This is a genomic window from Nocardioides flavus (ex Wang et al. 2016) (assembly GCF_014653115.1).
Lineage (GTDB): Bacteria > Actinomycetota > Actinomycetes > Propionibacteriales > Nocardioidaceae > Nocardioides > Nocardioides flavus.
Genome location: NZ_BNAD01000015.1, coordinates 12,954 through 28,452 on the forward strand (window position 1 = coordinate 12,954; position 15,499 = coordinate 28,452).

The 15,499-nt window shown below is 66.7% G+C and carries 14 protein-coding genes; 7 read left to right on the forward strand and 7 right to left on the reverse strand.

Annotation, left to right across the window (positions count from 1 at the left end; all coding sequences use genetic code 11):
- Positions 1–14: 14 nt before the first annotated feature.
- Together IE200_RS17645 and IE200_RS17650 are read right to left on the reverse strand one after the other, a co-directional pair.
- Entirely contained in the window at positions 15–815 is an 801-nt protein-coding gene (locus tag IE200_RS17645; RefSeq protein WP_191280801.1) for a DedA family protein, read from the reverse strand.
- Positions 812–1,438, reverse strand: a complete 627-nt coding sequence (locus IE200_RS17650) for a phosphatase PAP2 family protein (RefSeq protein ID WP_229856753.1) — start codon at positions 1,436–1,438, stop codon at positions 812–814. Before IE200_RS17650 ends, IE200_RS17645 begins: the two co-directional genes overlap by 4 nt.
- A 1,184-nt stretch (positions 1,439–2,622) precedes the next feature.
- Between IE200_RS17650 and IE200_RS17655 the strand changes: the two genes are divergently transcribed.
- On the forward strand, positions 2,623–3,090 hold the full coding sequence (locus IE200_RS17655; RefSeq protein WP_191280802.1) for a hypothetical protein: 468 nt from the start codon (positions 2,623–2,625) through the stop codon (positions 3,088–3,090).
- Positions 3,090–3,572 (forward strand): DUF421 domain-containing protein, encoded by a 483-nt coding sequence (locus IE200_RS17660; protein ID WP_191280803.1) that lies wholly within the window; start codon positions 3,090–3,092, stop codon positions 3,570–3,572. Before IE200_RS17655 ends, IE200_RS17660 begins: the two co-directional genes overlap by 1 nt.
- A gap of 326 nt (positions 3,573–3,898) precedes the next feature.
- On the opposite strand, the gene IE200_RS17665 is transcribed toward IE200_RS17660, so the two are convergent.
- A complete protein-coding gene (locus IE200_RS17665) occupies positions 3,899–4,354 on the reverse strand; it encodes a hypothetical protein (protein ID WP_191280804.1) in 456 nt (151 codons plus the stop codon).
- 127 nt (positions 4,355–4,481) lie between these two features.
- Entirely contained in the window at positions 4,482–5,375 is an 894-nt protein-coding gene (locus IE200_RS17670) for a metallophosphoesterase family protein (RefSeq protein WP_191280805.1), read from the reverse strand.
- 202 nt (positions 5,376–5,577) lie between these two features.
- On the opposite strand from IE200_RS17670, the gene IE200_RS17675 reads away from it, so the two are divergent.
- A complete protein-coding gene (locus IE200_RS17675; protein WP_456237877.1) occupies positions 5,578–6,249 on the forward strand; it encodes a response regulator transcription factor in 672 nt (223 codons plus the stop codon).
- Complete coding sequence (locus IE200_RS17680) at positions 6,246–7,628, forward strand: sensor histidine kinase (protein ID WP_191280807.1); 1,383 nt, start codon at positions 6,246–6,248, stop codon at positions 7,626–7,628. The genes IE200_RS17675 and IE200_RS17680 overlap by 4 nt, the downstream gene beginning before the upstream one ends.
- A gap of 45 nt (positions 7,629–7,673) precedes the next feature.
- Here the strand turns inward: IE200_RS17680 and IE200_RS17685 are convergent, their stop codons facing one another.
- From IE200_RS17685 to IE200_RS17695, 3 genes are all read right to left on the reverse strand, one after another.
- Positions 7,674–8,033: a cupin domain-containing protein gene (locus tag IE200_RS17685; protein WP_191280808.1), complete on the reverse strand. Its 360-nt coding sequence runs from the start codon at positions 8,031–8,033 to the stop codon at positions 7,674–7,676.
- A gap of 101 nt (positions 8,034–8,134) precedes the next feature.
- On the reverse strand, positions 8,135–8,788 hold the full coding sequence (locus tag IE200_RS17690) for a cation transporter (protein WP_229856756.1): 654 nt from the start codon (positions 8,786–8,788) through the stop codon (positions 8,135–8,137).
- Between the two features lie 314 nt (positions 8,789–9,102).
- On the reverse strand, positions 9,103–9,336 hold the full coding sequence (locus IE200_RS17695) for a COG4705 family protein (RefSeq protein WP_191280809.1): 234 nt from the start codon (positions 9,334–9,336) through the stop codon (positions 9,103–9,105).
- On the opposite strand from IE200_RS17695, the gene brxC reads away from it, so the two are divergent.
- Genes brxC through zwf form a run of 3 tightly spaced genes read left to right on the forward strand, consistent with a single transcriptional unit; the run spans position 9,249 to position 15,470 of the window.
- The gene (brxC, locus tag IE200_RS17700; RefSeq protein WP_191280810.1) at positions 9,249–12,080 is read left to right on the forward strand and encodes a BREX system P-loop protein BrxC; all 2,832 of its coding nucleotides are present in this window, start codon (positions 9,249–9,251) and stop codon (positions 12,078–12,080) included. The two genes, IE200_RS17695 and brxC, sit on opposite strands and share 88 nt — an antisense overlap.
- On the forward strand, positions 12,080–14,077 hold the full coding sequence (gene pglX, locus IE200_RS17705) for a BREX-1 system adenine-specific DNA-methyltransferase PglX (RefSeq protein ID WP_191280811.1): 1,998 nt from the start codon (positions 12,080–12,082) through the stop codon (positions 14,075–14,077). The genes brxC and pglX overlap by 1 nt, the downstream gene beginning before the upstream one ends.
- A complete protein-coding gene (zwf, locus tag IE200_RS17710) occupies positions 14,070–15,470 on the forward strand; it encodes a glucose-6-phosphate dehydrogenase (RefSeq protein ID WP_191280812.1) in 1,401 nt (466 codons plus the stop codon). The genes pglX and zwf overlap by 8 nt, the downstream gene beginning before the upstream one ends.
- The last annotated feature ends 29 nt before the right edge of the window (positions 15,471–15,499 follow it).

Here is a 15,499-nt window from a genome sequence, read left to right on the forward strand (position 1 = left end):
GGTGGTCTCCGGCGCTATCCGGCGCTGTCCGGGGCACGGCGGGTCGACGTGTCCCTGGGGAGGAGAGGCGGGACCGTCGAAAGTGCACCTCGCGTTGAGCCCCGTGCCCCGGCAGTGGTGGGCTGGTGGCCAACGTCGGGCTCCGCGCCGGGGGCGCCAGGCAGGCGTTGTCCGGGCCGGCGGACCAGACGGCGGATGAGACGGGGGATGAGACGGGCGGCGACGAACAACACCACCACGCCGACGGTCAGCGCGACGCCGGCGCCGGTGAACAGCGCGACGCCGGCGCCGGTGACGTAGCGCTCCACTGTGTGCCAGTTGTTGCCGGCCAGGTAGCCGGCCGTCGCCACGAGCAGGCCCCACACGGCGCCCCCGGCCACGTTGGCTGCCAGGAACCGTCGCGACCCCATGCCGGCCATCCCGGCCAGGCCCGGGATCATGACACGCAGGGCGACCGTGAACCGGCCGAGGAACACCGCCCAGCCGCCTCGTCGGAGCAGGGCCCGCTCGGCTCGGGCGAGATGCCGGTGGTTGATGAGGCGGCTCAGCGTCGAACCGAGGATCCGTCGACCCCAACGGCGGCCGACGAGATAGCCGACCGCGTCGCCCAGGATGGCGCCGCCGACACCGGCGGCCACCACCGCGGCCAGCGGAGCATGACCCTGGCCGGCGGCGACCCCTCCGAGCAACACCGCTGTCTCGCCGGGGAAGACGAACCCGAGGAACGCCGATGACTCAAGGGCGGGAAGGGCGAACACCACCAACAGCACCAGCCATGCCGGCGTGGACAGGAGCTGCTCCAGCAGCCCGCTCACTGGCGCACCATCCCCTCGGGATGAGCCCTCACCAGCAGCCGCACCGGGGTCCGCAAGAGGAGCAGGATCAGCCAGGAGAGCGCGGGCCGCGCGGCCAGGTACGAGACCACGGCGACGATCGCTCCCACGGCCAGACCGGCGGCCACATCCAGCGGAAAGTGGGCACCCACGTACACCCGAGTCAGAGCCATCACAACGGCTAGGGCGGCGGTGACCCGGCCGAGCCTGCGGGTGGCGAGAACGACCCCGACGACGACCGCGCCGGCCATCACGGCGTGGTCGCTGGGGAAGGAGTAGTCGGTGCTGCGCGAGACCAGCACGAGGGCCTGGGGCATAGCCGTGTATGGCCGTTCCTCGGCCACGGCGGCCACCAGGAACTGGTTGACGCCGATTGCGATCAACGCCCCCGCAGGTGCCCACAGGGCCGCCGTCACCCGGCGCAGATCGCCGTCGCGTCGCGCCAGCAACCAGGAGAACAGCAACAGCCCCGCGAAGAGGACCACGCCGTACTCGGCGTACATTCGCGCCGGCGTGTGAAGCCACGGCGTGCTGCGCGCGAAGTCATTGACCGCGCTGAACCAGCCCTCCTGGGTCTGGCCCCAGACCACCGTCCCGCTCGCCACCACCGTTCCTCCTCGGCCAGCGCAGCCCGATCGGTGTGACCGGGAACCTGACCGTAGGCAGCACCGCATGAAGCAACGATGAAGCCGCCCCTTTAGGTTGCCTTCAGCGCCTGCCACAGGCGCGGCATGACATGGATGAGTCCAGCCGGGCACCTGCAGGAGTTCGGATCGACCCTGTTCTGGATCAGCTGCTGATGACCGTCGTCGAGCGCGGTACTGCTCATCCGCCTCCTAGCAACACGGCAGCCGGGCCGTCGCGACCGGACGGCTCGTGCCTTCGTCCGTACCCTCACAACGCCGGTCGCCTGAGCCGTACACGTGGAACGTCGCCGGTTCATGACCGAGGAGCGCCACCAGCGCCACCGGCGCCGACGGCCTCGTCGCGATCATCAACCTGCTCGACCACTACCTCGTCACGACCATCCCACCCCGCAAGCACGACGTCGACCACGCCAATCCTCGCATTCTCCGCTGTACCGACCGTCGCTCAGGCTCGGGGCGGGGCCGGTCGTCGAGGTCCGGTGCCGAGTTCAGCTGGACGTCGCCCGTGGGCGCTACGGTCGTCGGGCAAGGGCCCCGAGGCACCTCGACGCACGCCCTGTGGAGGCCGAAGCTGTGGGGCGACGAGGTGGCTCCACTCGGGCTTGGGACGCTCGTTGAGGTCGACACCTCCTGTGAGGTAGACGTGCGACAGATTGTCGCGTCGCTGCGGCCTATGTTCACCGGGTGACCGGTCCGTCGGTGGCGCAGACCGGGCACGACTCGTGGTCGTTCTGTGGGCCGGAGGGTGTGGGCGCAGGGAGGCGTTCGGCCGCATCCGACCCGTCGTGGGCGTCCACGCAGGGGCGGGCGTGTTGCTGGACGGTCCCGCCGGCGCGTGCTGCGGGCGCCGGCCGGCGGGACCTGGGATGAACCCCATTGACGGCGTTCCTCCTGCCGCTCACCTTGTCATCGGCTCGTGTCGTTCTTCAACCGCGGCGCAGCCATGACCTCTCCGAAGGCGTGAGCCCCATCGCCGAGCCGCCGTCAGGGCGCGTCGCCGTCGGTTCTTCGTCGAGGACCGGTGTACTCGCCTTGTGCCCGAACGACTGTCGCCCCCCGACGACGCGACAACCTCGGACCTGCGTGATGAGCCGCCCCGGACGGTCGGCCGGCTGGCACGCCGGGCGGGCCTGGGAGTCCTGATGCTGATCGTGGGCGCCGCAGGTTTCGACCTGCTCGGCCCGCGCACGGCCACCACGTCGGCGAACGGTGGTGGCTACGACCTCGCCGTGGAGTTCCCCCAGATCGCCCGGGCCGGCGAACCGGCCCCGCTGAACCTGACCATCACGTCCGAAGACGTGTACGACCAGACCGTGCAGGTGCGGTTCTGCGGCAGCTACTTCAAGCACCTCGACTTCCAGTCGTGGTACCCCAACCCGTCCGCGGAGACCTCCGACTCGGCCTTCGAGGTATCGTCCGGCGCGGCGCCGGATGGTGACTGGGTGGTCTACGAGTTCGACGCGCCCCCCACCGGCAACACCCTGCGCATCGCGCTCGACGCCCGGGTGGCCCCGGGGCAGCTCGCAGGTCGTGACTCGTGCGAGGTCAGCGTCCTCGAGGACGACCAGCCGGTTGTGACGGCGACGTGGACGACCTGGAGGATGCCCTGATGGACGTCCTGATCCGGTCGGTGGCGATCTTCGCGTTCCTCTGGTTTGTGGTCCGGGTTGGTGGCAAGCGTGAAGTGGCGCAGCTGTCCGCTTTCGACATGATCCTGCTTATCACTGTCGGGGACCTGGTCAGCCAAGGCATCGTGCAAGAGGACTACTCCGTCACGGCCGCCGTCATCGCGGTCGCGACATTCACCCTCGCCGGCATCCTCCTCAACGCCGTCACGTTCCGCTTCCCGCGGTTCCGGCCGTGGCTCGCCGGCCGGGCACGCATCGTCGTCCGTGACGGCGAACCGCTGCTGCAGACCCTCGCCGGTGAGAGGATGACGATCAAGGACGTCCACGAAGCCGCTCGGGAGAAGGGCATACGCCGACTGAGCGACATCGAGTTGTGTGTGCTCGAGACCGACGGGTCCTTTTCGTTCTTCACTCGCGACGATGACAAAGAGGGTGCACCCGAAGGGCCCGACGCCCTCTCCTAGGACGGCGGTGACCACGCCGCATTAGCACGCGCACGACCTGCCGCCCCCGGCACTCTCATCCACGGAGGCGATGCGTGAAGCCAAAGATCTCGCTCTGCTCGATGTCACATCGACATTCTCTAGAGCCAGAGTGGCGCCGCAACGGCACTGGCGTCCGCGCGACTCAATCACAGGTTCTGACGTCCCTACGTGCAGGTGACGTGTGGCACCGCGTCTTGGGGCGAGGTGTCCAGACGAGAAGGTGGGGCCCGCTGCCATTTGGCAACGGGCCCCACCGGTGTACCGATGAGTTCGGCGGTTCAGCGACCTGAACGGGGGACGGTCGCTTACTCGGTCTCGCCGGACTCGTCGGCGTCCTGGTGGCCGGGCTCGTTGGGGTTGGCGTCGGGGCCCTGGTCGGCTCCGTCGTTGGTCTCTTCGGCGCCCTCGGTCTCGCCGGACTCGTCGGCGTCCTGGTGGCCGGGCTCGTTGGGGTTGGCGTCGGGGCCCTGGTCGGCTCCGTCGTTGGTCTCTTCGGCGCCCTCGGTCTCACCGGACTCGTCGGCGTCCTGGTGGCCGGGCTCGTTGGGGTTGGCGTCGGGGCCCTGGTCGGCCCCGTCGTTGGTCTCTTCGGCGCCCTCGACCTCGGTGGCGTCGTCGACCTCGCCGTCGCCGTCGGTCTGCTGGATGACCGGGGCCGGGTCGTTGGTGGTGGCTTGGGCGGTGACTGCGCCGCCGATGCCGAGTGCGGCAAGGATCGCGGCGGCGCCGGTGATCGCGGCGTTGCGCTTGAGGTTCGCCATGTTGTGTCTCCTCGGTGGGTGGCCGCCGGTTGCGACCTTGGTAACAAGAGAGTGCCTGGGGGCCACTGTGAGGAGGCTGAGGAATGCTGAGGGTCCGCTCAGCGCTTGCCGCGTCGCGACTGCATGGCTAATGGGACAGCTCGAAGGAGTCGAAGAGCATGCCGGACTGGTCGATCGCGCGGAGCGTCAGGCGGTCGTCCTCGGCGAGGAGGTCGACGTAGTGGAGAGTCGATGTGCTGATCTCCGTGAAGTCCTGATGTCCGGTGGGGCGGAGCGTGGCCGCGCCACCGGAGATCACGTAGGTGACACCAGCGATCGGTTTGGACCGGTGGTAATCATGGTCATGGCCGGCGAGCACCAGCGGGATATCGTACTGCTCGAAGAGCGGCACCCATTGATGCTGGATCGCTGCGTCCGAGCCGTGGACCCCGGCGGAGTGGGCCGGCTTGTGCATAGCGACGATGGTCCAGGCAGCATCCGTCGGGGATGCGAGCGTTTCCTGCAGCCAGGTGGCCTGGGCGGGACTGTCGACCTGCTCGGTATCCAGCACGATGATGCGGACAATGCCGACCCGTTCGGCGTACCAGGTCCGCTCGCGACCGACCTCGGTGAGGATGGTGGACTGTTCGTCGCTCATGTAGTCGTGGTTGCCCAGTACCGGTACCAGTCGAGCGCCCCGACTGGTCACGGGGGCGAAAACGTCGGTGATCGTGCTCCGGGCCTGGTCCGCGTCGCCCTCGGGATAGATCAGGTCGCCCAGCAAGACGAGCCCGTTGTAGTCACGCTGCCGACTCTGGTCGACCATGGTCTGCACGGTTGCCTCGATAGCACTGCCCGGCCCGGTCCCGGTGTCGCCCGCGATGGCGATGCGTGTGTGGGTCGCTGGGGAGACCGCGGGGGCCGGGGTGCTCGGCAACATCGGGGTCGTCGTCGTGTCGCCCACGATCCCGAAGCCCAGCAGGGCGGCCGTTCCACAGAGCGCGACGGCTGCGGTGAGACCAGTGACGGCTCGTCGGTTCACGAGAGGGAGCCTTTCACGAGGACGGACGGCGCGTGCGATGGCGCTCACCGTTACGCGCGCGCTTGGCCCACAGCGTGCGCCTCGTTGCCTGTGATGAACCTGAGAGGGCCTTCGCCAAGATCGGCTTCACAGCGTGTCCTCAGCCGCGGCCCGCCAAGATGGGAGCTGACAGGGAAAGGCAGGTCGACCGGTGCGGGTATTGATGGTGGAGGACGAGGTCCGCCTCGCGGAGACGGTGAGGCGTGGCCTGGTTGCCGAAGGATTTGTCGTGGACGTGTTTCACGACGGGGCCGAAGGGCTCGAGCATGCGCGGTCGCGGGACTACGACGTGCTCATCCTCGACATCATGTTGCCGTCCCTAAACGGTTACGACGTCTGCAGGGGTCTCCGCGAGTCCGGTGTGTGGACGCCGGTGCTGATGTTGACGGCCAAGGACGGGGAGTACGACCAGGTCGACGCCTTCGACCTGGGGGCCGACGACTACCTGATCAAACCGTTCTCCTTCGTGGTCCTCGTGGCGCGGCTGCGGGCACTGGTGCGGCGTGGAGCGCCCGAGCGTCCCACAGTCCTGACGGTGGGGGACCTGATGCTGGACCCGGCTACCCGGATGGTGCGTCGCGGCGCGGCCGAGGTCGACCTAACTCCGCGGGAGTTCGGGTTGCTGCATTTTCTGATGCGCCACTCCGGGCAGGTGGTCTCCAAACTGGAGATCCTCCAAGGAGTGTGGGACCTGAACTACGAAGGTGACGAGAACGTCGTCGAGGTCTACGTCGGATACCTACGCCGCAAGGTCGACCAACCCTTCGGCCAGCAGTCGATCCAAACGGTCCGTGGCGTGGGCTACCGCCTGTCCGGACAAGGGGCGCGTCAGTGAACAGGAGAAGATTCCGTGGTGTCCGGTGGCGGACCACCGCTGCAGCCACCCTCGCCGTCGCGGTCTTCCTGGCCCTCGCAGGCCTGGCGTTCGCGTTCGCGCAGCGCCAGCAGCTGGAGGCATCCATCACCGAAGCCGCGCAGCAACAGGCCGCCGACATCGCCGGTCAAGTCGCCCAGGATGGGGCCGGTGCGGACCTGGCCACCGGCGCAGGGGACCAGTCCTTGGTACAGATCGTCGACGCAGGCGGCAACGTCCTGGCCGCGAGCCCCTCAGTGGAGGGAGAACCGCCGGTGGTCGACACCCGACCAGGCCCGGGATCTACCAGCACCGTCCGCTCGGCGGCGCTGCCCATCGGTGAAGGTGAGGACTTCGTCGTGGTCGCCCTGGGAGTCTCAGGTCCTGACGGGCCCGTGGTGGTCCTGGTCGCGCAAAGCCTCGAGTTGGTCGGGCAGTCCACCGCGGTGGTCGTCACCCTGTTGCTGATCGGCTACCCCGTGGTCCTGCTGGGCGTCGCGGCGACTTCCTACTGGCTCGCTGGTCGAGCCCTTGCCCCGGTCGAGGCCATCCGGGCCCGGGTCGCGCAGGTCCAGGGAACCTCGGAACTCGATGCTCGCGTTCCTGTGCCTGAGGGCGACGACGAGATCGCGGCCCTTGCGGTCACGATGAACGCGATGCTGGAGCGGCTGGAGAGCGGCAGTGAGCGGCAACGCCGGTTTGTTGGAGACGCCTCGCATGAGTTGCGCAGCCCTCTGGCCACCATTCGGGCTGCTCACGAGATCGCGGCGCTGCACCCGGGAAGCCGGGACTGGAGCTCAACCAGCCGCGACGTGCTCGCCGAGCTCGACCGCCTCGACCACCTGGTCGCGGACCTGCTTCTGCTCGCTCGGGTTGACGAGCACGGTCTCAGGGTCCGATCTGTCGACGTTGACCTCGACGATCTCGTCAGCCTCGAGGCGGAGCGGCTACGCAAGCTCGGCGCGCTCACGGTGACCGTGGCGGCGCCACCGGTCCGCATCAAAGGTGACCCCGTCCAGCTCGCCCGGGCACTGCGCAATCTGGCCGACAATGCCGCACGTCACGCCGAGGGTCACATCGACCTCACCCTGCAGCGCCGCGGCAACGAGGTGGAGGTAGCGATCGAGGACGACGGTTCGGGCATCCCCCTGGCAGACCGTGAGCGGGTCTTCGAACGCTTCGTGCGCCTCGATGAGAGCCGCACTCGCGCCAGCGGTGGCACTGGTCTAGGACTGGCGATCGCCCGCGAGATCAGCACAGCACACGGAGGGAGCCTCTCTGTGGAGGCCGGCGCGCGCGGGGGGGCCCGTTTTGTGCTGCTGCTCCCGTGCGAGAGCAGGGTGCGAGAGGCGGCCGGATAGTGAGGGGTGCGATCGGCCAATTAGCCAGGGGCTGATGCTGGTCGATCAGTCGGATTGAGGACCGAGTCCTCCCTCCTGTCGGGCACCTGGCCCCGATCCTTTCGGAGCGGCCTCCTTCAGCTCGACGAAGAGAACATGGGTGGGGGTGTCGCCTACGTTCACGCCGTGATGCGTCTGAGCCGGCAGCCAACCGGCCGAGCCGGCCCGCAGCTCCACCTCGCGATGCAGGTCGTGTGAGACCAGGCGCCGACGAAAGGTGCTCAGCGTGTACATGACGCTGTCTGGGTGCTCATGCGGAGTCGTCCGGTCACCCGGCATGTCCGTGTACTCCAGCACCCGCACCCGTTCGTTCTCGAAGAGGACCTTGTAGTGGTCTGGGTTGGTCTCCACCGGATCTAAGCTCATGGCAGCACCCTGGCAGAATTGAACCGGGTAGCTCCAGGGGTCTCGATGGCCGCAAGTTCGTGGGGCACCCTGCGAGGCGCCTCTGCTTTCCAACCGCCTTCTCAGTCGATCGGCTCGCCCGCGAGTGCCTTGGCGGCCAGTCGTTCCTCCTCGCTGACTTCCCAGACCTCGTAGGCGGCATGCAGGGCCAGCAGAATGATGAAGCTACCTAGCACCAGGTCTGGCCAGCCCGACTGCGTCCAGACGGTCACCACGCCCATGGCAATGATGGCCACGTTCACTAGCACGTCGTTGCGAGCCGAGAGGAACGCTGCCCGACTCAAGGAGCCACCCGCATGGCGGACGCTGGTGAGAAGCCACGCGCTGGCGCCGTTGATCGCGATGGCACCGAGAGACGCAAGCACTAACGGCGTGACGTCGGGCGCAACGGGGTCGAAGACACGTTGGATCGCAGTCCAGGCCGCCACTGCTGCGGGACCGAGGATGATCACAGCCATGGATTTGCCCGCGATCGCGCGCCGGGCAAGTGGCCAGCCCAAAGCAGCGAAGATCAATAGGTTGATCGCGGTGTCTTCGAGGAAGTCGACGCTATCGGCGAGCAGGGAAACCGAGCCTGCGACGAGCGCGACAGAGAACTCGACAAAGAAGTACGAGAAGTTGAGGACCGCGACGACCAGGACGGTCCGCCGCAGCAATGGGGCACCCACGTCAGCTGGTGGCCGATTCTCGTCGCTGGGCCGGGTCGTGTGCTCCACTGTGGTAACCCTATCGGACGTGCTGTGGGCATGCCGCGGAGTGCCCGACGGCGCAACGCACTCGCCGGCGGTTGGATTTCACGCAGATCATTGCCCCCAGACCTGCGGCCAGCGCCTCAGCAATGGCAGTTGGGTGACTGAATGGCAGGTCGCCTCGTGACCATCAGTGGGTGGCGCAGACGCACGAATCCTGATGCCCTTCTGTTGGGCCTTCGCCATCGATCTGGCCCCGGCTCGTAAGCGTTGTTCGCTTTGCGAGAAGGCTGTGCCCCGGGGTGGGGGACCCCCGGGGCACAGGACTATGGAGGATGGAGTCAGGCGGCTGACTCTTCCACTACAGGATATGTGCTCGTTCCGACGCGTCGCTGTTGCAGGGTGAACCACGCGACCGCGGCCACGATCACAGCCAGGAACAGGCCGCTGGTGCCGTTGGTGCCGAGGCCCAGTCCGCCGTCGGCGGGTGCTGCGGTCAGGTAGTCGCCCAGCGAGGCGCCGAAGGGGCGGGTCAGAATGTAGGCGGCCCAGAAGGCGAGGACGGCGTAAGGCATGGCTCGACCAGCAGCCCGACGGCTTCCGCCTCAACTTCTACGTCGACGAGGTCGGCCAGTTCATCGGGTCCAACACCCACCTGATGCTCAACCTCCAGACCATCGCCGAAAGCCTCAACACCAAGTGCGGCGGCCGGGCCTGGGTCTTCGTGACCTCCCAGGAGGACATGGACAAGGTCGTCGGCGACCGCACCAAGCAGCAGGGCAACGACTTCTCCAAGATCCAGGCCCGGTTCAAGACCCGCGTCCACCTCACCAGCGCCGACGTCGAGGAGGTCATCCGCAAGCGCCTGCTCGAGAAGAACGACGACGGAGCCGTCGCGCTCCGAGAGATCTACGCCTTCGAGTCGGCCAACTTCAAGACACTGTTCGATTTCGTCGACGGCGCGAAGAAGTACCGCAACTACGCCGACGAAGAGCACTTCGTCGGCACCTACCCCTTCGTCAGCTACCAGTTCCCACTCTTCCAGGCCGCGATTATCGGGATCTCCGACCACAACGCCTTCGAAGGCCGCAACAGCTCCGTCGGCGAGCGGTCCATGCTCGGCGTCGTCCAGGACGTCGCCAAGGTCGTCGGCACCAGCGAGCTCGGAACGCTGGCCACCTTTGACCGCATGTTCGAAGGCATCCGCGCCTCGCTCAAGGCACAGGCCCAGCAGCAAATCCTCGTCGCCGAGCGCAACCTCGACAACGAGCTGGCCATTCGGCTCCTCAAGGCACTCTTCCTCGTCAAGTACGTCGAGAGCTTCCAAGCCACCGCCCGCAACCTCACCGTGCTCGTCTACGACCGCTTCGGGCTCGATCTGCCGGCGCTGGCCGAGGACGTCAAGGAAGCGCTCGCCGAGCTGGAGCGGCAGACCTACATCCAGCGCAACGGCCAGGTCTATGAGTACCTCACCAACGAAGAGCAGGTCATCGAGGAGGAAATCAAGAACGTCGACATCGACGCCTCCGAGGTCAGCTCCCAGCTGTTCAAGGTGCTCTCGGTCGACGTCATCAGGACCAACAAGATCCGCTACGCCAAGAACGGCCAGGACTTCCCGTTCGGGTTCAAGCTCGACGACCAGGTCCACGGACAGCAGAAGGAACTCTCCGCCCACTTCATCACCCCGGACTACCCCTACACCGCGGACGAGACCCGGATGCACAGCGCCGGAAAGGACGAGCTGCGGGTCGTGCTCGACCCCGACGAGCGCGTGCTGACCGACCTGCGGCTGCTTCTCAAGACCGACAAGTACATCAAGCGCAAGCGCACCAGCTCACTCTCAGCGATCGAAGAGCAGATCCTCCAAACCAAGGCGACCCTCAACCGTGAACGCGAGAAGGAACTCGCCCAGCGCATCCAGACCGCCGTCGGCAAGGCAGGGCTGATCATCAACGCAGCCGACGTCCCCGCCAGCTCGCTCGACGCACTCGGACGAGTGACAGAGGGCTTCCAGGAACTCATCAGCCGCACCTACACCCAGCTCAAGCTGCTCGGCGGCATCACCTACAGCGAGCAGCAGGTGGCGGGCGCCGCGAACCCCGACAGCGGCCTGTTCGACGCCGACGCACTGATGAAGATCGACCAGGCCGCCCAAGAGGTCCTCTCGACGATCCTGCGCAAGACCGGCCAAGGCGAGCAGGTAACGATGAAGACGATTGTCGACACCTTCCAGGCCAAGCCCTACGGATGGGACCTCGCCTCGATCGAGGTCATTGTGGCCTCTTTGGTCGGCGCCTCGAAGGTCACGCTGACGATGGATGGCAACGTCCTCAAGCGGACCGAAATCGCCACCGCGCTGCGAAACACGCAGAAGCACGGCCACCAGGTCATCGCGCCGCAGAAGACGTTCGACGAGCGCAAGGTCGCAACCTTCCGCAAGTTCTGCATCGACTTCTTCGACGAGCCCAGCGCTCCCAAGGACCCACTCGAGCTGGCCCACCATGGCGGCGACAAGCTCAAGGGCAAGCTCGACGAGTTGCGGGCCGCCGTGAACGTCTCGCGCTACCCGTTCGTCCAGCAGCTCGACGGCCCGATCGACCTCCTGGAACAGGCGGTCGGCAAGAGCGACGACTGGTACCTCAACGACTTCAATCTCGGCGACGACCTCCTCGAAGCCAAGGACCACGTGATCGACCCGATCCAGTCCTTCGTCAACGGACCACAGCGGACGATCTACGACGACGCCGCAGCTCTCCTCACCACCCACGCCAGCAATCTCAACTACCTGCCCTCCGGCAGCGATGAGGCCATCAAGACTGCGCTCGCCGACCCGAACGCCTTCCGTGGCAGCAAGATGGCCCAGCTCAAGCAAGCAACTGACGCCTTGCGGGGCCAGATCGACAGTGTTGTTGCGGACAGTCGGGCGGCGGTCGCCAGCACCGTGGAGCGCCGCCGCAGCGAGCTCGCCGACACCGCGTATTACGCGGCCGCCACACCGGAGGCCCAGCAGCGCGCCGTCCAGCGGATCGACCAGACGCTCGCCCGGATCGCCACCGAGAACCAGGTCGCGCTCATCCAGCAGATCGGCTCGAACTTCGAGTCCAGCGAGTACCCGGGGCTACTCGACCTGCTCGCATCGTCGCCGTCCACCCCGAGCCCCGATCCAGAGCCGGTCAAGCAGACCGTCTCTGTGAAGACCGTCCTGGTGCCAGGTGCGTCTGGAGTCCTCGAGACCGAGGCAGACGTTGACAACTACCTGACCGCCCTGCGCAGCGCGCTCATTGAGACCTTGAACGACGGAAAGCGAATCACCCTCTGATGGAAACCGCACCGCTGAAGAACTTCGCGACCTGGGCACGTACCGCGCTCATCCGCGAGGTCACCGCCCGCGTCGCTGCCGTGCTCGCCCCAGGCTCATCGGAGCGCGTCGAGCAGGCCAAGGCGGTCTATGCCCTGGAGAGGGCGGTCACCGCTGCCGGCGGCGGGGATGAGGGTCGCTCGGCCGTCGCAGACAAGGTCGCCTACACCTGGTTCAACCGGATCGTCGCGCTTCGCTTCATGGATGCCAACGGCTACACCGGCATCGGCGTCGTCTCCCCCCAGGCCGGCATCGAGGTCGGCCAACCCGAGATCCTCGCCGAAGCCAAGCGCGGAGTTGTCGACACCGAGGTCGCGAGTCAGAAGACCTGTACGGCAGTCGCCGCGCTTCTTGACGGCACGCGCGCAAGCGCCAGCCCCCAAGGCGAGGCATATGCACTCCTGCTCGCCGACTACTGCCGACACTGGAACCGCGCCATGCCGTTCATGTTCGAGCGTGAGGGCGACTACACCGAGCTGCTCATCCCGGCCAACCTGCTTGCCGACGACTCAGTCCTTAACCGCTCGGTCAAGGTACTTACCGAAGAGGTCTGCAGGGACGTCGAGGTTATTGGCTGGCTCTACCAGTTCTACATTGCCGAGCGGAAGGACGAGGTATTCGCCGGGTTCAAGAAGAGCAAGAAGGCGGGCGCCGGAGAGATCCCCGCTGCCACCCAGCTCTTCACCCCGCACTGGATCGTCCGCTACCTGGTGGAGAACTCCCTAGGCCGACTCTGGCTGCTCAACCGACCGTCGTCTGGCCTGGTTGACCAAATGGAGTACTACCTTGCACCTGTCGAGGAGGTGACAGACTTCCTCAGGATCGCCAAGCCCGAGGACCTCAAGGTCATCGACCCGGCCTGCGGCTCGGGCCACATGCTCACCTACGCGTTCGACCTCCTGTACTCGATCTACGAGGAGGAGGGCTACGGCCCCGCCGAGATTCCTAGCCTCATCCTCACCAACAACCTCTACGGCACAGAGATCGACCCGCGCGCAGGGGCCCTCGCCGCGTTCGCGCTCACGATGAAGGCCCGCGCCAGACAGCGGACGTTCTTCACCAAGCAGGTCGAGCCGAACATCTGCGTGCTGGAGCCCATCTCGTTCAGTCCAGACGAACTCGACTTCCTCCGCACTAAGAATGGGGATCGCCACGCTGAAGAAGCCTTCTGGAATCAGCTTGCCGACGCGGACACCTTCGGCTCATTGATCCAGCCTGACCCCGACATCACATCGCAGTTGGCCGCCCATCTGGCGACCTTCGACCACGGGGACGAGTTGCTGAGGGCTGAGACCATCGAGCGGGCACACCGGCTGGTTTACCAAGCAGAGTTCCTCCTTCCTCGGTACGGAGTTGTCGTCGCGAACCCGCCTTACATGGGTAGCAGCAACATGGGTCCGCTCCTCGCGGGCTTCGCCAGGGAGAAGTATCCGGCCGCGAAATCCGACCTCATGACGATGTTCATCGAGCGCGCGGCGTCACTGGTGCCTGAAGGCGGCGTGTTCGCGATGATCACGCTCGCCAGCTGGATGTTCAATCAAGATGCGGCGAACTTCCGCAAGGACCTCCTGGGTCGTTCGACAATCTCGTCCCTCCTGCACCTCGGGCGAGGAGTCTTCGGCGTCGACTATGGAACGGTCGCCTTTGCCGCCACCCGCGGTCACGACGACCGGTCCGTCGGCGTCTACCGCAAGCTGTACGACGTCTTCTCCAGTGTCAGGACGCCCGAGGAGATCAGGGACCTATTCCTGGATCACTCACATGCTTCATACCTTGTTGCGCAGCATGCGATCGAGTCCCTGCCAGGGAAGGCGTTCGCATACTGGGTCGACCGCGAGGTCGCCGACGCCTTCAGCCGCTGCGGTCCGATTGGAAAGCGCTTCTCCTCAGGGAATGGCATCACGACGTTGATGCGCAGACGTCCGCCCCGCAGCCCCAGCAGGCATCGTGATGAGTGACCGGAGCGACGCGATCGTGCTGTTCGGCGCGTCGGGCGACCTGGCGAAGAAGATGCTGTTCCCGGCGCTCGTCCAGCTCGCACGGGATGATCTCCTGCCCGGGCGGGTCATCGGGGTCGCCGCGTCGGACTGGGACGACGCTGAGCTTCGTGAGTACGCCCGCCAGTCCATCGTGGAGTACGGCGACGGCGACCCCGACTCCCCGGCGGCGATCCGGCTCCTGAGCGTGCTCAGCTACCTCCGCGGTGACTACCGACGGTCGGACACCTTCGTGCACCTCTCGGAGAGACTCGACGGCGCTGAGCTGCCCTTGCTCTACCTGGCCGTCCCACCCAGCCTGTTCGCCTCGGTCGTCGCAGGCGTCGTCGGTGTCGGCCTGCACGAACACAGCCGCCTCGTGGTCGAGAAGCCCTTCGGGCGTGACCTCGACGGCGCCCGTCAGCTGAACAAGACCGTTCTTGCCTCGTTCCCGGAGGAGGCTGTGTTCCGCATCGACCACTATCTCGGGAAGGAGGAGGTGCTCGACCTGCTGGTCTTCCGGCTGGCGAACACCGTCCTGGAACCGGTCTGGAACCGCAACTACATCGATAGCGTGCAGATCACGATGTCTGAGTCCTTCGGCGTCGACGGTCGAGGTCGGTTCTACGAGGAGGTCGGGGCGCTGCGCGACGTCGTACAGAACCACCTGCTCCAGGTCCTGTCCCTGGTGGCGATGGAGCCGCCCATCGCCGCGGATGCACGGGCGCTGCGAGACGAGAAGGTGAAGGTGCTCCGGGCAGTGAGAGCCCTGGAGCCCAGCGACCTGGTGCGCGGACAGTTCACCGGCTACCGGGACGAGGAAGGCGTCGCCGGCGACTCCGATGTCGAGACGTACGTCGCCCTCAGGCTGTCCATCGACTCCTGGCGCTGGGCGGGCGTGCCGTTCTACATCCGCACGGGCAAGCATCTGCCGGTCACGGCGACCGAGGTCCTGATCGAGTTCAAGCAGCCTCCGCAGATGTTCTTCGCCGACGCCGACGCGCCCCCGCACCCCAACCACCTGCTGTTCCGGCTCAAGCCCGGCGAACAAGTCACGCTCGGCATGCAGATCAACGAGGCCGGTGAGCAGCTCAGGAGCCGCAACATTGACCTGACCTACGAGTACAGCCAGGAGCACGAAGGACCGCGACAGCTCGCCTACGCGCGCCTGTTCCAGGAGGCGATGGACGGCGAGCAGCGCCTCTTCGCCCGTGCAGACGGGGTCGAAGCCGCCTGGCGCATCGTCGACCGCGTCCTCACCGAGCACCCGCCGGCACACGCCTACGGTCAAGGCACCTGGGGACCGCCCGCGGCCGATGACCTGATCACGTGCGACGGCGGCTGGCACAACCCGCCTGCCCGCAACGCCCGCTGACCCGTCTGCGAGCGGGCAGCCAGGTCCGA